A 17,792-nucleotide genomic window follows, 5' to 3' on the forward strand; every position below is an offset into this window, starting at 1 on the left:
CATGTCCTGTTCGCTTTTTTGCCGAACTGCCATGCGAGGCGAGGGCCCGAAAGTGGGGCCGCGAAGTCGAATTCCAGTCGGGTTAGTATCATGGCGTGTGTGACAGAAGTGTATGGCTATGCGGCTCCGCGTAGCAGCCGTATCAGCGTTCCGTTCAGTTTGCGCGGTTTTGCGCGCTTGACGGCTTTTGCCGTTACAGGGCTTTTCGCCGGTGGCTGGATGCTGACCACGCTCGGCGCGCTTGAAACGGTCATCCCGGCATTTGCACCTGTCGCGCCGGTCATGCGGCGCGCGCCCGGGGCCATGCCGCAGGCGCTCGCCCTTGTCGATCAGACCCGAACGCCATCGCACAAGATGCGCGAGAGCTTCATCAAGGCCTATACGGCGGATGGCGCCTATTCCAATCTCGACTGGCACCGCAACAAAGTGACCGACGATCAGCCGATCATTGCCGATATCGGTCCGGATTCGGTCATCGAACCAAAATCCGTAGACGTCGCATCGGTGGTCGAACCGCGCGCCGACCGGGTCAAACTGCCCGAGCCGGTTGCAGTTGCTTCAGCCGCCACGGCCATGGATAAAACGGGCGACACGGCGGCGAAACCCGCCACAGCAGCGGCTGTCGCGCTTGGCTATGCCAGCGCGCCGCAAACGCCTGCCGCTCTTGTCGCGCTGGCCCAGATCCAGCCGCAGAACCCGTCCGGTATTTTGCCTCTGTCGCAGGCCGAAGAAGCCGATGCAGAGGGAAGCGCCACGCCCAATCTGCCGGTCGGCAAGGCGATACCGTTGCCGCAATCCGCGCCTGACCAGAAAACGAACATGGCGGCTGACGACGATACCGATAGCGATATGTTCGTGCCGGATGATGTGCCTTTGCCGGGTGCCAAGCCTGCGCTGCGCGCCTCGCGCATGCGTCCGAAGACGCAGCTTGCCTACGCGCCCGAAAGCGGCCTGACGGACAGTCCTGAGCCGGGCCTCTTCAGCCCATTGCTCAATCAGGCTGCGCGCAGCCGCGTGGCGATCTATGACATTTCCGCTGCAACCGTCTATTTGCCGAGCGGGGAAAAGCTCGAAGCCCATTCCGGCATCGGTCGCATGCGTGACAACCCCAGCTATGTGAACCAGAAGAACCGCGGCCCGACGCCGCCGCACAGCTACAATCTGCGCATGCGCGAGGCGCTGTTCCACGGCGTTGAAGCGATCCGCCTGACGCCCGCTGACGGCAACAACCGCTACAATCGTGACGGGCTTCTGGCGCATACATTCATGCTGGGACGCAACGGCGATTCCAATGGCTGCGTGGTGTTCCGGGATTATCCGCGCTTCCTGCGCGCCTTCAAGCGCGGCGAGTTCAACAAGCTGGTCGTGGTGCCCCGCATGTCGTCATCCAAGCCGGCGCGCATTGCGTCGCTTTTCTGATCGAAACAGATCTGCGCAAAGAATTTCCGGCATCGGCTGACTACACGAAAAATTGCCCCCAACAATATTGCAGGGGCAGCGGGAACTGATAGACATCCCGCGTTGCAATTCTTCGGAGACATCTTTCAGTGAAGCTCTATTACAAAGCCGGTGCCTGCTCGCTCGCACCGCATATCGTTCTCAGCGAAACCGGCCTGCCTTACACGTTTGAAGCCGTGGACCTGAAAACCAAGGTCACCGCCAGCGGCGCCGATTTTCTGGCGGTCAATCCGCGTGGCGCGGTTCCGGCGCTGGAGATCGAGCCGGGCGTGGTGATCACCCAGAACGCCGCTATCCTGCAATATATCGGCGATCATTCGGATGTCGCAGCGTTCAAGCCTGCCTATGGTACGATGGAACGCGCACGCTTGCAGGAAGCACTCGGCTTCTGCGGCGATCTGCATTCGGCCTTCGGCGGCTTGTTTGCACCGAACCTGACGGAAGACGCCAAGGCAGGCGTTCTTGCCAATATCGCGCGCCGCATGGGCCAGTTTGAAGCCATGCTGGTGGATGATCGTAGCTATTGGCTGGGCGAAGAACTGACCCAGGCTGACGTCTATGCGTCGGTCGTCCTTGGCTGGGGCTTTATGATGCAGGTCGATCTCAGCGCCTATCCGAAGGCGCTCGCCCTGCGTGAACGCGTCATGGCGCGTCCTGCAGCGCAGAAAGCGCTGAAGGAAGAAGGTCTGATCTGATCCTTCGCAGCCGGAGCCGTTATGGCTCCGGCTGTTCTGCTTCTATTGCTACGCTTTTCGCTCAAGGCTTTGAGCCCTCGCATCGACCGGCTGCTTATTGCCCGGCCTGCAAAAGCCATTCTTTTCATTGCGATTTTCTGGATGTGTCGGCCTCCCTTTGCGCATGCTTGGGGAGGTATGTTTTTTGCTATTTGGAGCGCAGTTAATTTCCGATTTTATAATTATAAAATGTATAAATTTCTAATTTAGTATTTATATAATCGTAATATTGAATATATAAGTGCAATTTCATTAAATATATGAGCATAAAATTGCGATTTATTATAAATATAAGCGTATTCTGCGTTGTACGAATCTTCAACATTAGATATGGATTTGGTGTGATCTGTAAGTATTCTGCATTTTATTTGCGGAATTGCTAAATTTATTTGTTGGATTATTCGCCATGGGCCGGGGGGCTGTAGGGGCGCATTTAGGGGCAATGATGTCGGTCATTTCAAAAGATCTGGTGCGGGTGCTGGGCTCAACAGCCGTGGCTCTCATTCTGACGAGCACAGTGGCTGCGGCGACGAGCGTTGTGGTAAACGGCGCGGCCTACCGTTATGCCGGGGGCAGTACGGCTAACCTGGACAGCTCGGGCGCGACCTACGAAGTGGCGACGACCAATAATGGGCGCGCATGGGGCGTGCTTGTCTCGACCGCAGCCGGATCAGCTTCGACAGTGAACGTGTCGAACATCGACGTCATCACTTCGGGACCGAAAGCACATGGCATTCAGGTCGGTGCGAAGGGAAGCAACGCGAATGGCATGGATCATTCGCTCATTCATCTGCTCGGCGGGGTAGCTGTCACCACTGACGGCGTCGGTTCCTATGGATTGCACGCAATTGATGGCGGCACGATTGACGGCTCAGTTCAGATCACGACGACGGGCGCCAGCGGCTTTGGCGCGTTCGCAGAAAGCTGGTCGACGATAAATCTATCGCACTCGGCAATCAACACGTCCGGCCAGAAGGCATTCGGCCTTATCGCAAATAATGACATGGGCACTGTCGCCGGGCAGATTTCCGGCGATGCACTCAGCATCACGACCGCTGGAGCCAATGCATCCGGCGCTTATGTCGATGGCGGCGGTCAGGTTCTGCTGACAAACAGCAATATTGCGACAAGCGGCGCTGCCGCGCACGGCGTCGAAGCCTTGTCGGGTGGCGCCGTCACGTTGAACGGTGGTTCGATCACCACTTCGGGCAGCAACGCAAGGGGCATCCAAGCCGACAATGCGACGGTCATCGCCAATGATGTGGCAATCGTGACCAACAACGCGGCCCGCTTTTCCGAAGGCGTACAGTCGCACAACAATGCGAGCGTGACGCTCAACGGCGGTTCAATCACGACCCATGGTCTGCGCAATTACGGTCTGCTTGCCAGCAATGGCGGCTCGATTACGTCCAGCGCCGATATCACCACCTATGGCAACAATGCCCATGCCGTGCAGGCGGGTGCATTCGGCACCAACCATCCGGGTTACGCTTATGACGGAACCACGTCCGGCACGGTCTCTCTGACTGGCGGCACCATCCGCACTGAGGCCAGCAATTTCGCTGTCGGCCTGCATACCGTCGATGAGGGGCTGATCAATGCCCAGAATATCGCCGTCGAAACCGTTGGCGCATCGAGCTTCGGCGCCTTCGCCGAATCCGCTTCCAAGATCAGGCTTTCCGCTTCAACCATCCAGACGACTGGCGATCAGGCCCATGGGCTTCTGGCCAATAATGATCAGGGAACGGTAGGCGGCTCGATTTCGGCAACCAATACGCAGATTGTAACCTCCGGTGCTGGTGCTGCCGGGGCCTTGGCGCAGGCGGGCGGTTCGCTTTCGCTGATGGGTGGCAGTGTCACCGCGCAGGGCGAGGCGGCGTCCGCTCTGGCTGTTTCAGGCTCGGGTACGCTTATTGCCGAAGGCACGGTTCTTAAAACTGCGCAGGGACCGACAATTGGCGTGGTTCTGGCCAGCGCTGACGATGTAGCGCAAATTCGCCTCCGCAGTGGAACCGTTGCGACAGAGAATAATGGCGTCTTGTTGCAGGTGGATCGTTCCAATGGAGCGGGTTCCGGCGGCATTGTCGATATCGAACTCGATGCAGGCTCCGTCAGCACGGGCGATATTATCGACACGCAGGCTAAAACCGGGGCAGGAAACACCGTTCTGACTCTGCAGAATGGCGCAGACTGGAAGGGCCAAATTCAGGGGATCACGCATATCGAGGCGAAACGCGGCAGCAGTCTGGTTTTCGCGGGGCAATCGGTGATCGAAGGAAACCTTTCCGGCGTCCAGAGCAATTTCGATTTTGGGGATGAAGGCGATTTCATCGGCGGCAATGTCCTGCTTGCGGAGGGCTCTGCAACCCGTGGCGGCACGATTGCGATACCGATTACCGTGAGTGGCGATGTCAGTGTCGATCCTACATCCACTCTTGGCGGCAACTGGCATATAGCCGGAGGTCTGGCCAGCTCAGGCACGATCACGCCCGGCAATTCCGTCGGCATCGTGTCGGTCGATGGCGACCTGACGCTGGCATCGTCTTCGGTCTATGCGGCGGAAATCGACGCGCAGGGCGGATCTGATCTGATCAAGGTGGGCGGAACCGCCAATCTGGCGGGTGCGGTGACCGTATCTACGCTCGGTGGCTATCAGCTGAACCGGCCTTACACGATCCTGACCGCAGGCAATCTTGCAGGCACGACATTCAGCAGCGTTTCCTGGACCGGATCGACTGATTTCATCGCGCCAAGCCTCAGCTATGATGCGAATAATGTTCTCCTGACCATCGGGCGCAATGCAGTTTCGCTTGCAAGTGTTGCGCAGACAGACAACCAGCGGGCTGTCGCAGGTGCAATCGACAGTCTGAGGCTGGGCAATCCGGTTGCGAATTCTGTCGTCTTTCTGGGTGCTGCGGGGGCAAGGCAGGCTTTCGACCAACTGTCCGGTGATGGATATGCGTCCACTAAGACAGGCTTGATCGAGACATCGCATTTGGCGGCGGATGCGATAAACAATCGCTTGCGCTCGGCATTTGCCAGTGTCGGATCGAAGGACGTTCCGGCACTTTCTTATGCGAAAACAAAAGAACCGTCCCGTGCGTCTGCCGCAATTGATGCGGTTAGCGATGGCGCATCCCTGGGGCAATATGGGTTCTGGGCGACAGGCTTCGGCTCCTGGGTTGAGCAGGATGGAGATGCCAATGCTGCCGGTGTCTCTACATCGACAGGAGGCTTCATCTCCGGTCTCGATGTTGGGCTGGGAGAGGGCTGGCGCCTTGGTTTCGCGGGCGGTTACAGCCGGGCGGATATCGATCTCAAGGAGCGACATGCGGCTGCGACGAGTGACAATTGGCATCTCGGCATCTATGGCGGCAACCAGTGGGGCCCGCTGGGACTGCGCGCCGGGCTGATCCAGACATGGCATAGCCTCGATGCATCGCGGTCGGTTGCATTTACCGGTCTCTCCAACTCGCTGGAGGCCGATTATGATGCGCGCACGCTCCAAGCTTTCGGCGAGGTCGGATATCGGATCGACACGACCGCCGCATCCTTCGAACCGTTCGCCAATCTCGCGCATATCAGATTGCGCACGGACGCTTTCACAGAAACGGGTGGCGCTGCGGCATTGAATGTCGAAAGCGAAACGACCAACACGACCTTTACGACTCTCGGCCTGCGGGCGGAGGCTCCACTGTCGCTTGGATCAACATCCGTTAATCTGAAGGGTTCGCTCGGCTGGCGCCATGCCTATGGCGACATCATACCGGTCTCAACGCAGGCCTTCGCGGGCGGTGATGCCTTCAGTGTGGCAGGTGCGCCGATTGCCAAGGATACGGCTTTGCTGGAAGCAGGGCTTGATTTCGATGTGACGCGGGCCTCGACGCTCGGTCTCAGCTATACCGGCCAGTATGGCAGCGGTGCCAGGCAAAACGGGTTCAAGGCCTCGTTCAATATTAAGTTCTGACCTGGCCCGGTCTGCAACATGACGCAGTAAAGCCAAACTCACGTGCGGTTCCCAGCTTATCGAGCGGGAGCCGCACGGGCGACTGACAGCGGATGTAACGCGTATTTCGGTTCCCCAAGGGAGAAAGCCTGCGCTATTTCAGGGGCTGTACCTTATATGTCAGGCTGCCCGGCGTCACTTCCTCGATCTTGATGGTAAGATCACGGATCTCAATACTTGACTGGGCGACAGGGAATTCCATTGTCTGCCCGCTCGCTGGGTGCTGCAGGTCGTGGCCGGAATAGCCGCGAATTTCGAACTGCATTTTGTCTTTTTCGATCCCTATGAACAGGATGTCGTAAATAGTGCCGCTTTCATTCGCGTCATAATCTTGAGCGCGAGGGAGGTCGGTCCCTTTGCTATAGGCACGCGGCGGTACGATTGGGTCGCCCGACAGGATGAATTGTGTCCGGCCAAAGCTGTCCGTTGCAGGTGCGGGTCGTTCGCTGACGTTTTCGGTTTGCGCTACGACGGCTCCGTCTGCCGCTTGCGCAAAGCTCTCAGTCGCGGAACTGTAAAAGCCGAAGGACAAGCTGGCCAGGCCTGTCAAAATCGCTCGTCTCACAAGATGCATTCGGTTTTCCGACTCCGTTTGAGCCCCATCACGTTGTTTCGTGTCACGCTGTGCCATTTTTGCCACGAGCATTCCAGCTGAAAAGCATCCCAATTTCACATGAAAACAAGCCGCCTGCGCATCGTCGCGAATGGGCGGCAAGCGCCATACATGGTTCGGTGATGGCGACCTGAACGTGATAGCGAAGAAGGGGGGATAATACTGGCGGAGAGAGAGGGATTCGAACCCTCGATACGGTTTCCCGTATACACGCGTTCCAGGCGTGCGCCTTCAACCACTCGGCCACCTCTCCGTCTGCCTTGCTGTCGGGGAAAACCGCGTTAACGGCGAAATCTGACTGCAAACGAGATACCGCATTTCGTCTGGCGCTGGTTATTCGCCAACATGCGGTAGCGGCGCGCAATATAGCCAGAATACGCATATGTTCAATAGCTCTTTGCAAGTTTTTGCGCCAAATCGGCAGGAGTTATGCTGGTAGTCTCAATCCTCTCATAACTAACTGTTTTTAAATGATAAATTTATGTGTATAATTTAGAGGCACAATGGCTCGAGGCGTAATGGCTTCCTTCCGTGAGGATTTGGCGGTATGAAAAGGCCAGGTCAATGACGTCGGGATGTGCCCGACGCGCTTGAATGTGTGCCTGAATGTCTGGGGCAGGGAATCGTGATCCGGTTTGTGTTGCGTAGTTTCGCGGTTGTTTTTCTGGCATTGGCGGTGATCTTCGCCATTCTCGACGGCGCCCGTTCGGTCGGCGCGTCGAAGCTGGTGGCCAAACCGCTGCTTTCCATGTGGTCGCGTAACGCGCCGGAAACGCTGGCCGATGCAGAAACGCTCGTGACGCACTATATAGGAGCTACATTCTGGAACACGGTCTGTGTTCCTTTGCTCGGGCAGCCGGGATGGCTCTTCTTCGGCGTGCTCGCTTTGTTGTTCTATGTGATCGGTCATCGGCGCGGACGCCCCCTGGGGCGCTTCACGGCCTGACAGTCAATCCCACTACAGGGCCACAGGAGGTAGAAATCTATGAGTTTCCTCGACAGCTATCGCAAGAAAGTACAGATGCCCTCCACGGATGAGGCTTTGCCGGGCCGCGCAACAGCCATTCCTACATCCGCGACGCATTTCGTCTCCGGCCATCCGTTGAAAGGCCCATGGCCTGACGGCCTCAAGCAGATCATGTTCGGGATGGGCTGCTTCTGGGGCGCGGAACGGCTGTTTTGGCAGGTGCCGGGCGTCTATGTGACGGCGGCAGGCTATGCGGGCGGCATCACGCCAAACCCGACCTATGAAGAAACCTGCACCGGATTGACCGGCCATGCCGAAGTGGTGCTGGTGGTCTATGATCCGAAAGTCGTGAGCCTTGATGAGCTGCTGACCCTGTTCTGGGAAGAGCATGATCCGACGCAGGGCATGCGACAGGGCAATGATATCGGCACGACCTATCGGTCGGTGATCTACACTTTCGATGACGCGGATCGGGCGGCGGTTGAAAAAAGCCGTGATGCTTATGCAAAGGCGCTGGCAGCGCGCGGTCTGGGCCCGATCACCACGCAAATCGAAGATGCGCCGGTGTTCTACTATGCCGAGGATTATCACCAGCAATATCTGGCGAAGAATCCGAACGGATATTGTGGCCTGCGCGGCACTGGCGTGAGCTGCCCAATTCCGCTGGCACAGTAAAACGGTCTCAAAAAAAATCGCGCGATCCTATCGCGCGATTTTCTTGTTCAGGATCAGCATGTCGGCATAGTCGCCGTCGAGCTGTTCGTAATCCTCCCAGCCGATCTGCCGGTAGAGGTCAGGCTTGTTCGTATAAAGAAAGGCCTCGCCGTGACCAAGCTCTGCCGCGGCCTTCTCGATGGCCCGGACAAGGCTCTTGGCGATGCCCCGACCACGATAGGCGGGCGAAACGAAAACGCTCGCCACCCATGGCTTCAAATGGGGATGCGTCTCCAGATCATTGTCGATCAGCAGTGCAAATCCGGCCAGTTCTCCATCTGATAGCGCTGCGCGCGCGATCTGCCCATCGTTGGTTCGCACGAGATCGTGGAAGCCGGCGATGGTCTGTTCCAGCGTTCCGCCGTTGAATTCGCCCCATTCGCCAAAGTTCCATGTCGCGCAGGCAGCTATGAGGTCGGGGCGGTCGGCGAGGTCGATTATCTGAAGCATGATCTTACCAATGCGGAGGTTTGGTGACCGGCACGTCAGGCGCGGTCTGTTCTTCCAGTTCCAGAAAACGGTCGGTCAGAGCGCTGAGCTTCTTGGAAAGCTGGTCGATAAGCTTCCACTGCTCGGCCAGCACGGACGACAGTTCGTCGATGGTCTTTTCCTGTTCGGCGACGCGAATTTCGAGCTCGGTCAGGCGTTGGTCCGCAGTCATGGTCGGTTCCGTTTCGATAAGAATCTCAAGCGCGCATCCTATCAGAGAAACAGGTTACTGCGTGAGGATGAGCGCGCCATTTGCTACTTCATAATGGCGCAGGCGCTTGAGAAAACTCATGCCGAGCAGAATGCCGGACAGCGCTTCGTCGCGCAGCACGATTGCTTCGACATTTTCCACGCGAATGCGTCCGATTTCCACGCTGCTGAGCATAGCGCGCGCTGCCGGTGTTTCGCCATTGGCCGTTGAAACGCGATAGCGGAAATCGTCGGGCCGCAGCGAAAGCCCAATGCGTCGGGCGGTGCTGGCATTGATCGCAACCGAGCTTGCCCCTGTATCGATCATCCCGCGCAGGTTCTGGCCGTTGAAGCGGATATCGGTAATGAAATGCCCGCGACTGTCCGGCGCAATCTGCGCACGGCGTCCGCTATAGGCGGATGGGTTCTGTTGGGATGATGGGGAGGGTGTTGCCGTCGCGGCTTGCTCGACCGTTGCCGACTGGAATTTCTCGAAGAGAACCGGAAAGGCCGTGGCCAATCCCGCCAGCATCAGAACAATAAAGAAAATCCGCGCCATGCTCACCCCGTTCTGAAGGCAAAGTATCCGGCGCGGATTACTGTCTGGTTACGTTTTAGTCTATTTCGTGCCGTACATGCGGTCGCCCGCGTCGCCGAGGCCCGGAACGATATAGCCCTTTTCGTCGAGGCGCTCATCGATGGAAGCGGTGTAGACATCCACATCTGGATGCGCCTTGGTGAAGCGTTCGATGCCTTCGGGTGCGGCGAGCAGGCACAGGAAGCGTATATTGGTCGCGCCGCGTTCCTTCAGCTTGTCGATGGCGGCAATGGCCGAATTGGCGGTAGCGAGCATCGGATCGACCACGATGATGAGGCGGTTGACGATATCTTCCGGCGCTTTGAAGTAATATTCGACCGGCTGCAGCGTGTCGTGATCGCGATAAAGGCCGATATGGGCGACGCGGGCTGCGGGCACCAGATCGAGCATACCTTCCAGAAGGCCATTGCCCGCGCGCAGGATCGAAGCGAAGACCAGCTTCTTGCCTTCGAGGATCGGCGCTTCCATCGGCATAAGCGGGGTCTCGATCTCCATGGTGGTGAGTTCGAGATCGCGCGTCACTTCGTAGCAAAGCAGAAGCGAGATTTCTTTCAGAAGCCGCCGGAAGCTGGCCGTGGAAGTCTCGCGCTTGCGCATGATGGTAAGCTTGTGCTGGACAAGCGGATGGCTGACGACTGTAACGCCCATGATCTTTCCACTTTTTCTTCTTATCGTTTTGAACTTTAGCGGCAGATTGCGCCGGAGAAAACGCGTGGCAAGCGCACACGCACAGTTTTATGTCTCTTTGGCCATTTTTCAACGCCAACGCAAGCTGCGATCACAAAAGGGGTAGTGGGAAAACGTCTGTGCTTGTATCGTCCGGCACAAGCTTTATATGCATAACCGAAATTGTTTTCGTCAGACTATTCAAAAAGCAGGATGAGCTATGAGCCAGCAAAACGGCAATGCGGACCGCGTGGGCGCACAAGGTGGCATGGAACACTCGTTCGGCTTCAAGTCGGTGGACGAAAACGAAAAGCAAACCCTGGTCAATGACGTTTTCCACAAGGTCGCCAACAAATACGACGTGATGAACGATCTCATGTCGGCAGGCATGCACCGCGTCTGGAAAGATGCGATGATAGCCTGGCTGGCGCCGTCGAAGCGTCCGGGCTGGACCTCGCTCGACGTGGCTGGCGGCACCGGCGATATCGCCTTTCGCATTGTCGAGGCTTCGGGCCGTCAGGCGCATGTGACCATTCTCGACATCAATGGCTCGATGCTGGGTGTCGGTCGTGAGCGCGCGATCAAGAAGGGCCTTGCCGAAAATCTTGAATTCGTTGAAGCCAATGCCGAGGAACTGCCTTTCGAGGATAACAGTTTCGACGCCTATACGATTGCCTTTGGCATTCGCAACGTACCCCATATCGACAAGGCGCTGTCAGAAGCCTATCGCGTGCTGAAGCCGGGCGGGCGTTTTCTGTGCCTCGAATTTTCCGAGGTCGAATTGCCGATCCTCGACAAGGTCTATGACCAGTGGTCGTTTCAGGCTATTCCGCGCATCGGCAAGATGATTACCGGCGATGCTGATTCCTACAGCTATCTGGTCGAATCGATCCGCAAATTCCCCAAGCAGCAGGATTTCGCCGCCATGATCGAGACCGCCGGTTTCGAGCGTGTGAGCTATCGCAATTTCACCGGTGGCATTGCGGCGCTTCATTCGGGCTGGAAGCTGTGATTGTGCCTGTCATGAATTCGGGCTGGGGCGCTGGGGCGGGCATTATCGCATGAGTAATCTTTCCGCCGCTTTCCGGTTGGCGCGGGCCGGATGGATTTTGACACGCGAAGGCGTGATCAGTGCGCTGCCGGTCGAAGGATTGTCCGGTCTTCCGGCTTTCGGCCACAAGATTGCAGGCATGCTGGCGCGCCCGCGCGCGCGGCACATGCAGCGTTCCGAGCGCATGTCGCGGGCGATGAACAAGCTTGGCCCATCCTATGTGAAGCTTGGCCAGTTTCTGGCCACACGCCCGGATATTGTCGGGCGCGATGTGGCTGCCGATCTGGAGCTTTTGCAGGATCGTCTCGATTATTTTCCGCAAGCCGACGCGATTGCCGGTATCGAAGGTTCGCTCGGTCGCAAGATCGACGATCTTTACCTGCATTTCGACGCGCCGATAGCGGCGGCCTCGATGGCGCAGGTGCATCCTGCCGAAGTCATGAGCGACGGCAAGCCGAAGAAGGTTGCGGTCAAGGTTATCCGCCCCGGCGTTCGCCAGCGTTTCGCCCGCGATCTCGAAGGCTTTTACATGGTCGCGCGCATGCAGGAGCGCCATGTGCCCTTCACGCGCCGCCTGCGTCCGGTACAGGTGGTCGAGACATTGCAGCAGACCACCCGCATCGAGATGGATCTGCGACTGGAAGCGGCAGCGCTTTCCGAAATTGCCGAAAACATCAAGGGCGATGAAGGTTTCCGCGTTCCGCAGGTGGACTGGGAACGGACCGGTCGCGATGTGCTGACGCTCGAATGGATCGACGGCACCAAGATGTCGGATGTTTCGGCGCTGGCCGCTGCGGGCTTCGATCTGAAGAAGCTTGCCGAAACGCTGATCCAGTCTTTCCTGCGCCACACGCTGCGCGACGGCTTTTTCCATGCTGACATGCATCCCGGCAATCTGTTTGTCGATCCGCAGGGCATCATCGTCGCGGTCGATTTCGGCATCACCGGACGGCTCAACAAACAGCAGCGGCGCTTCCTGGCAGAAATTCTCTATGGCTTTATTACACGCGATTATATGCGCGTGGCGGAAGTGCATTTCGAAGCAGGCTACGTGCCGCATACGCACGACGTGGCGAGTTTTGCGCAGGCCATTCGCGCCATTGGCGAGCCGATCCACGGCCAGCCGGCGGAAACCATTTCGATGGCCAAGCTTTTGACGCTGCTGTTCGAAGTGACCGAGCTTTTCGACATGGAGACCCGGCCCGAGCTTCTGATGCTCCAGAAAACCATGGTTGTGGTTGAAGGTGTGTCGCGCACGCTCGATCCGCATTTCAACATGTGGAAAGCAGCCGAGCCGGTTGTCGGCGACTGGATTCGCAAGAATCTTGGGCCGCAGGGCATGTTGCTCGACGCGAAGGACAGCGCTTATTCCCTGCTGCATTTTACCCGCAAAACGCCGGAGCTGGTGGCGCGTGTGGAGCGCGTTTCGGTTGCGCTGGACGATATGGCCGCCAATGGCTTGCGCTTCGATGCAGCCACGGCGGAAGCCATCGGTCGCGCCGAAGCCAAGCATTCGCGTTGGGGCCGCATCGCGCAAATAGTGATTGCAATTGCGCTCGCTGCGATCGCGATCAAGCTCTATATTTGGCTATAAATACACTTTTAAAGTGACAAATCACCCATAAGATGATTTCATTGATTGCACTTGCAATAAGCCGGTGCAATCAAATGGCCAGTATCACTATTCGCAATCTCGACGATGCCGCCAAGGAAAAGCTGCGTGTGCGCGCCGCGCGCAATGGGCGTTCCATGGAAGAGGAAGCGCGGCTTCTTCTGACCGCGCTGGAAGAACCCGCGCAGGTTACGCCGCCTCAGTCCGGTGCGATCACAGGCGCGTCACTCACTGGCAAGCGCGTTCTGCTGATTATTGGTGGCGGTATTGCCGCTTATAAGACGCCCGACCTGATCCGCCGCTTGCGTGAGCGTGGTGCGCAGGTTCGCCCGTTGATGACGGCGGCAGCGCAGCAATTCGTGACACCACTGACCATCGGTGCCGTTTCCGCCGATCATGTCTTTACCGATCTGTTCGCCCGAGAGGATGAGCAGGATGTCGGGCATATAAGGCTCGCCCGCGATGCGGATCTGATCGTCGTCGCGCCGATGACTGCCGATCTGATGGCGAAGATGGCGAACGGTCTGGCTGACGATCTTGCCAGTGCAGTTCTGCTGGCGCGCAAGGTTCCGGTTCTGATTGCGCCTGCCATGAACCCGGCCATGTGGGACAATCCGGCGACCCGGCGCAATCGTCTGACACTGGAAAAAGACGGGGTGCATTTCATCGGCCCCGAGCAGGGCGAGATGGCCGAGAGCGGCGAGGCGGGAACGGGCCGTATGAGCGAGCCGCTCGCCATCGTCGCGGCAGTGGAAACGCTGCTCGCACCGCGTGCACGACCACTGGCTGGAAAATCCATCGTCATGACCTCCGGCCCGACGCATGAGCCGATCGATCCCGTGCGCTATATCGCCAACCGCTCGTCGGGCAAGCAGGGCCATGCCATCGCCGCCGCTTTGGCGCGGCTGGGTGCAACGGTGCATCTGGTGTCTGGTCCGGTCACCATTCCCGATCCCGAAGGCGTTAACGTCATTCATGTCGAGACGGCGCGTGAAATGCAGGCGGCTGTGGAGCGGCATCTGCCCGCCGACGCGGCGATCATGGTGGCTGCTGTCGCCGATTGGCGCACGGCCAATGAAGCGGGACAGAAGATCAAGAAAAAGCCCGGCGAAAGCGCGCCGACACTGGCCATGGTCGAGAACCCCGACATTCTGGCCGGTGTCGGTCATAGCGAAAAGCGCCCGGGTCTCGTGGTCGGCTTTGCGGCGGAAACGCAGGACGTGGCAGACAATGCGCGAGCCAAGCTTGAGAAAAAGGGCGCGGACTGGATCGTCGCCAACGATGTGTCCTATGGCTCGGATGGCAGCAGCGTCATGGGCGGCGACCATAACCGCGTACGAATTCTAAGCCGCTCCGGCATCGAGGACTGGCCGGAAATGAGCAAAAACGAGGTGGCCGAAAAGCTGGCGGAAAAGATTGCGCAATGCTTGTTGGAAAAGGAGCACTGACGCTTAGAAGAACTCGTCCAGTAAGCGGTAATAGGCGATCTTTGCTTCGTCGATGGCTTCTGCGCTATAAAGGTCGAGGAAAGGCTTCACCCATTCGTTGCCAAGATTATAGCGGATGCTCCAGCAGGCGAGTCCCAGATCCTGATGACGGTCTGCAAGGCCGAGCCTGCCGCAGTCGATAAAGCCGGTGAATGTGCCGTCGCTGGCCATGAAATTGGGCAGGCAGGCGTCGCCATGGGTGACCACAACATCTTCCTGCGACGGTTTCAGGCGGTGCAGTTCGGAGAACAGGTCTTCCGCGGTGCGGCCTTCACGCTCGGTATCGAAATCATCTTCATCGACCGCGCCCGCTTCAACGCGCTTGCGTGCATCTTTAATGCGATGTTCCAACCGGTGGTCGAATGGACAGGCGGCAGGGTCAACGCTGTGCAGCGCCTTCAAGGCTGTAGCGAGAATGGAGACGATGCGGTCAGGCGTAAGAGTGTCGACAGACGAAGCGAGATCCGATCCGGCAAGGCGCGTCATCAGGAGAAAATGGCGGTCGGCCATCCTCTCGTAAGCGACGACGCTGGGGCAGGGCAGCCCTTGGGCTGAAAGCCATTCAAGCCGGGCGCGCTCGTCGGCCAGTTCGCTGACCGTGCTTGCCGGTTCGATTTTCAGAACAAGCGGTTCGTGCGCATCATGATCGAGCAGCAGGACATTGGCGGTCGAGCGGCCAAGCTCATCCTGCTGGCTGCTATAACCTGCGAGCCGATGCAGCAAGGCATCAGGCAAATCGAGAGTAGCCAGAACAGGATCGGTCATAGCAACTTACTGCATCATGCCTTGTCGCGGACCTGATAGTCCTTGATGGTTGCGAAACGGATATCCTTCCAGCGCTCGGCCTCGTAATTGAGCGAGAAGCCGTTCTGCGCCAGGAAAACCGGATCATTGTCGAGGTCATGCGCGATATCGGCGCGATGCGAGGTGATGAAGCGCTGCAATTCAGCCGGGTCGTCGGCGGAAATCCACCGGCAAACCGAGAAGCGCGACATTTCAAAGCCGACCGGCAGCGAATATTCCACTTTCAAACGTTCGGTCAGAACGTCGATCTGGAGCGCGCCGACGACACCGACAATGGCCGGAGAACCGTCATCGGGCACAAACAGCTGCACGACACCTTCTTCGGCCATCTGCTGCAACGCTTCGCGCAGCTTCTTGGCCTTCATCGCATCGTCCAGACGCACGCGGCGCAGAATTTCCGGCGCGAAGTTCGGTACGCCACGGAACAAGATATCCTCGCCCTCGGTCAGCGTATCCCCGATGCGCAGTGTGCCGTGGTTTGGAATACCGACCACATCGCCGGCAAAGGCTTCGTCGGCGATCTGGCGCGAACGCGCGAAGAAGAATTGCGGTGCAGACAGGCTCATCTGTTTGCCGGTGCGCACCAGCTTGGCCTTCATGCCGCGTGACAGCTTGCCCGAGCAAACGCGCAGGAAGGCGATGCGGTCGCGGTGGTTCGGGTCCATATTGGCCTGAATCTTGAACACGAAGCCGGTCATCTTGTCTTCGGTGGAACCGACCATGCGCGTGTCGGCCTGCTGGTCGCGGGGCGCGGGGCCAAAATCGCAGAAGGCTTCGATCAGATCGCGCACGCCGTAATTCTTCAGCGCGGAGCCGAAATAAACCGGCGTCATATGGCCTTCGCGGAAGGAAGCGAGGTCGAACGGACGGCAAACGCCGCGTGCCAGTTCTATATTTTCCAGCCAGGCTTCACGTTCGTTCTCTGGCAGCAAAGCGGCTGCGTCTTCCGGGCCGCTGACCTTGGTTGGCTGCTCTTCATTATCCTGACGGCGCATCGTGTCGTTATGCAGGTCGAAAGTGCCTGCAAAGCTCTTGCCCGAGCCGATAGGCCAGGTGATCGGCGCCGTGTCGAGCGCCAGCTTTTCTTCGATCTCGTCCAGGATTTCGAGTGGATCGCGTGCTTCGCGGTCCATCTTGTTGACGAAGGTGACGATGGGAATATCGCGCATGCGGCAGACTTCGAACAGTTTCAGCGTGCGCGGCTCGATACCTTTGGCGGCGTCGATGACCATGACGGCGCTGTCGACGGCTGTCAGCGTGCGGTAGGTGTCGTCTGCGAAGTCTTCGTGGCCCGGCGTGTCGAGCAGGTTGAAGATGCAGTCCTTGTATTCGAACGTCATCACCGAGGTGACGACCGAGATACCGCGGTCGCGTTCGATGTTCATCCAGTCCGAGCGGGTCTGGATGCGATCCTTCTTGGCCTTCACTTCACCGGCAAGCTGGATGGCGCCGCCAAACAGCAGCAGCTTTTCGGTCAGCGTGGTCTTACCGGCGTCCGGGTGCGCGATGATCGCGAATGTGCGGCGCTTGGAAACGGGATTGTCAGCAGGCATGAAGAAACTCGTGATGGCGAAATGTTGGGCCGCGCAAAGGCGCGCCGCGAAGATGTTGCGCTGCATCTAGCAGTCATTGGGCAAAATCTCAACAAGCGCCGTGCCGCTCATCGGGCCTGAAATGAAAAAGCGGCGCTGAACACGCCGCTTTAAGGAAAATGCTGCGCTTGATTAGCGGCTTTTGATGCCGAGGCCGAAGGCGATGTAGGTCCAGCCCTGGAAAATCAGATCGATGGCCAGGAAAAGGCCAAGGATGAACAGGCTGTTGACCGGCCATTGGATGGCGATGATGAGGCCGAGCAGCGCGGTTATGACACCACCGGCCACGATCCAGCCCCAGCCCGATGCCGGTTTCGACTTGAAGCCCATCCAGACGCGGAAAAGGCCGGAGCCGAGAAGGGCAGCCGCCAGCAGGAATGTCAGGACGCCTGCCGCCAATATGGGATTGATGAAGGTGACGACACCCGCCGCAGCATAAAGCAGGCCGCTCAGGAGCCAGAAGAAAAACCGCCCCCACGTTTTCACGCCGAAAGCATGGATGATTTCGATCACACCAGCGATCAGCATCATCATGCCGACATAGTAGACCGAAACAACTGTGGCCAGCACCAGATTGCCGAAGGCGATGCCGCCCAGAATGAGAAGCGCCACGCCCAGCGCGACGAACCAGCCCCACTTGGACGTCAGCTCTGTCGGCAGCACGGGATTGTCGAAATCTTTGTTCGTCGTTGCCATCGAATAACCCTCTTGTCCCTCGAATTGTCGTGACCCAATTTTCGTAACCCACGCAACAATATAAGGCAGACGGAGCTTTTGACCAGCTTTGGCTGCGTGAGGCCGCCGCGCCAGCC

General features: G+C 58.2%; 16 protein-coding genes and 1 tRNA gene. 8 read left to right on the plus strand and 9 right to left on the minus strand.

Features of this window, described 5'->3' with window-relative positions; all coding sequences use genetic code 11:
* Window positions 1–90 precede the first annotated feature (90 nt).
* From WIX40_RS16500 to WIX40_RS16510, 3 genes are all read left to right on the plus strand, one after another.
* Window positions 91–1,419, plus strand: a complete 1,329-nt coding sequence (locus tag WIX40_RS16500) for a DUF2778 domain-containing protein (RefSeq protein ID WP_339440704.1) — start codon at window positions 91–93, stop codon at window positions 1,417–1,419.
* A 128-nt stretch (window positions 1,420–1,547) separates the two neighbouring features.
* Window positions 1,548–2,153 carry a glutathione transferase gene (gst, locus tag WIX40_RS16505; RefSeq protein WP_339440706.1) on the plus strand — a complete coding sequence of 202 codons (606 nt, stop codon included), beginning with the start codon at window positions 1,548–1,550 and terminating at the stop codon, window positions 2,151–2,153.
* A 481-nt stretch (window positions 2,154–2,634) separates the two neighbouring features.
* A complete protein-coding gene (locus WIX40_RS16510; RefSeq protein WP_339440707.1) occupies window positions 2,635–6,159 on the plus strand; it encodes an autotransporter domain-containing protein in 3,525 nt (1,174 codons plus the stop codon).
* 133 nt (window positions 6,160–6,292) lie between these two features.
* On the opposite strand, the gene WIX40_RS16515 is transcribed toward WIX40_RS16510, so the two are convergent.
* Window positions 6,293–6,913 (minus strand): hypothetical protein, encoded by a 621-nt coding sequence (locus tag WIX40_RS16515; RefSeq protein WP_339440708.1) that lies wholly within the window; start codon window positions 6,911–6,913, stop codon window positions 6,293–6,295.
* Window positions 6,914–6,974: 61 nt separating this feature from the next.
* Window positions 6,975–7,064: transfer RNA gene (locus WIX40_RS16520), tRNA-Ser, on the minus strand.
* Window positions 7,065–7,436: 372 nt separating this feature from the next.
* On the opposite strand from WIX40_RS16520, the gene WIX40_RS16525 reads away from it, so the two are divergent.
* Both WIX40_RS16525 and msrA read left to right on the plus strand, forming a co-directional pair.
* Window positions 7,437–7,757: a hypothetical protein gene (locus tag WIX40_RS16525; protein ID WP_109370300.1), complete on the plus strand. Its 321-nt coding sequence runs from the start codon at window positions 7,437–7,439 to the stop codon at window positions 7,755–7,757.
* Between the two features lie 39 nt (window positions 7,758–7,796).
* Window positions 7,797–8,453, plus strand: a complete 657-nt coding sequence (gene msrA, locus WIX40_RS16530; protein ID WP_339440709.1) for a peptide-methionine (S)-S-oxide reductase MsrA — start codon at window positions 7,797–7,799, stop codon at window positions 8,451–8,453.
* A gap of 27 nt (window positions 8,454–8,480) precedes the next feature.
* On the opposite strand, the gene WIX40_RS16535 is transcribed toward msrA, so the two are convergent.
* From WIX40_RS16535 to upp, 4 genes are read right to left on the minus strand one after another with little or no spacing between them, the layout of a single operon-like run.
* A complete protein-coding gene (locus tag WIX40_RS16535) occupies window positions 8,481–8,942 on the minus strand; it encodes a GNAT family N-acetyltransferase (RefSeq protein WP_140026169.1) in 462 nt (153 codons plus the stop codon).
* Between the two features lie 4 nt (window positions 8,943–8,946).
* Window positions 8,947–9,153 carry a SlyX family protein gene (locus tag WIX40_RS16540; protein WP_109369679.1) on the minus strand — a complete coding sequence of 69 codons (207 nt, stop codon included), beginning with the start codon at window positions 9,151–9,153 and terminating at the stop codon, window positions 8,947–8,949.
* A 54-nt stretch (window positions 9,154–9,207) separates the two neighbouring features.
* On the minus strand, window positions 9,208–9,729 hold the full coding sequence (locus WIX40_RS16545; protein WP_339440710.1) for a retropepsin-like aspartic protease family protein: 522 nt from the start codon (window positions 9,727–9,729) through the stop codon (window positions 9,208–9,210).
* 60 nt (window positions 9,730–9,789) lie between these two features.
* Complete coding sequence (gene upp / locus WIX40_RS16550) at window positions 9,790–10,416, minus strand: uracil phosphoribosyltransferase (RefSeq protein ID WP_109369677.1); 627 nt, start codon at window positions 10,414–10,416, stop codon at window positions 9,790–9,792.
* Window positions 10,417–10,654: 238 nt separating this feature from the next.
* Between upp and ubiE the strand changes: the two genes are divergently transcribed.
* The 3 genes from ubiE (at window position 10,655) to coaBC (ending at window position 14,545) form a co-directional block, all read left to right on the plus strand.
* Window positions 10,655–11,446: a bifunctional demethylmenaquinone methyltransferase/2-methoxy-6-polyprenyl-1,4-benzoquinol methylase UbiE gene (gene ubiE, locus WIX40_RS16555; RefSeq protein ID WP_171319614.1), complete on the plus strand. Its 792-nt coding sequence runs from the start codon at window positions 10,655–10,657 to the stop codon at window positions 11,444–11,446.
* Window positions 11,447–11,495: 49 nt separating this feature from the next.
* Window positions 11,496–13,079, plus strand: coding sequence for a 2-polyprenylphenol 6-hydroxylase (gene ubiB, locus WIX40_RS16560; protein WP_339440711.1), 1,584 nt, complete (start codon window positions 11,496–11,498; stop codon window positions 13,077–13,079).
* 74 nt (window positions 13,080–13,153) lie between these two features.
* Complete coding sequence (gene coaBC / locus WIX40_RS16565) at window positions 13,154–14,545, plus strand: bifunctional phosphopantothenoylcysteine decarboxylase/phosphopantothenate--cysteine ligase CoaBC (RefSeq protein ID WP_339440712.1); 1,392 nt, start codon at window positions 13,154–13,156, stop codon at window positions 14,543–14,545.
* 3 nt (window positions 14,546–14,548) lie between these two features.
* Here the strand turns inward: coaBC and WIX40_RS16570 are convergent, their stop codons facing one another.
* From WIX40_RS16570 to WIX40_RS16580, 3 genes are all read right to left on the minus strand, one after another.
* Window positions 14,549–15,349: an APH(3')-II family aminoglycoside O-phosphotransferase gene (locus WIX40_RS16570; RefSeq protein WP_339440713.1), complete on the minus strand. Its 801-nt coding sequence runs from the start codon at window positions 15,347–15,349 to the stop codon at window positions 14,549–14,551.
* 14 nt (window positions 15,350–15,363) lie between these two features.
* Window positions 15,364–16,941: a peptide chain release factor 3 gene (locus tag WIX40_RS16575; RefSeq protein ID WP_109370298.1), complete on the minus strand. Its 1,578-nt coding sequence runs from the start codon at window positions 16,939–16,941 to the stop codon at window positions 15,364–15,366.
* Window positions 16,942–17,112: 171 nt separating this feature from the next.
* A complete protein-coding gene (locus tag WIX40_RS16580; protein ID WP_140026164.1) occupies window positions 17,113–17,676 on the minus strand; it encodes an HdeD family acid-resistance protein in 564 nt (187 codons plus the stop codon).
* Between the last annotated feature and the right edge of the window lie 116 nt (window positions 17,677–17,792).

Origin of the sequence: Ochrobactrum teleogrylli, from assembly GCF_037482325.1 — a bacterium.
Taxonomy (GTDB): Bacteria; Pseudomonadota; Alphaproteobacteria; order Rhizobiales; family Rhizobiaceae; genus Brucella; species Brucella teleogrylli.

What these genes read in the sequence shown, in the direction of transcription:
- WIX40_RS16500 (WP_339440704.1), top strand. Translation starts at nt 91, where the DNA reads ATGGCGTGTGTGACAGAAGTGTATGGCTATGCGGCTCCGCGTAGCAGC.
- WIX40_RS16510 (WP_339440707.1), top strand. Translation starts at nt 2,635, where the DNA reads ATGATGTCGGTCATTTCAAAAGATCTGGTGCGGGTGCTGGGCTCAACA.
- msrA (WP_339440709.1), top strand. Translation starts at nt 7,797, where the DNA reads ATGAGTTTCCTCGACAGCTATCGCAAGAAAGTACAGATGCCCTCCACG.
- WIX40_RS16535 (WP_140026169.1), bottom strand. Translation starts at nt 8,942, where the DNA reads ATGCTTCAGATAATCGACCTCGCCGACCGCCCCGACCTCATAGCTGCC.
- WIX40_RS16540 (WP_109369679.1), bottom strand. Translation starts at nt 9,153, where the DNA reads ATGACTGCGGACCAACGCCTGACCGAGCTCGAAATTCGCGTCGCCGAA.
- WIX40_RS16545 (WP_339440710.1), bottom strand. Translation starts at nt 9,729, where the DNA reads ATGGCGCGGATTTTCTTTATTGTTCTGATGCTGGCGGGATTGGCCACG.
- upp (WP_109369677.1), bottom strand. Translation starts at nt 10,416, where the DNA reads ATGGGCGTTACAGTCGTCAGCCATCCGCTTGTCCAGCACAAGCTTACC.
- ubiE (WP_171319614.1), top strand. Translation starts at nt 10,655, where the DNA reads ATGAGCCAGCAAAACGGCAATGCGGACCGCGTGGGCGCACAAGGTGGC.
- ubiB (WP_339440711.1), top strand. Translation starts at nt 11,496, where the DNA reads ATGAGTAATCTTTCCGCCGCTTTCCGGTTGGCGCGGGCCGGATGGATT.
- coaBC (WP_339440712.1), top strand. Translation starts at nt 13,154, where the DNA reads ATGGCCAGTATCACTATTCGCAATCTCGACGATGCCGCCAAGGAAAAG.
- WIX40_RS16570 (WP_339440713.1), bottom strand. Translation starts at nt 15,349, where the DNA reads ATGACCGATCCTGTTCTGGCTACTCTCGATTTGCCTGATGCCTTGCTG.
- WIX40_RS16575 (WP_109370298.1), bottom strand. Translation starts at nt 16,941, where the DNA reads ATGCCTGCTGACAATCCCGTTTCCAAGCGCCGCACATTCGCGATCATC.
- WIX40_RS16580 (WP_140026164.1), bottom strand. Translation starts at nt 17,676, where the DNA reads ATGGCAACGACGAACAAAGATTTCGACAATCCCGTGCTGCCGACAGAG.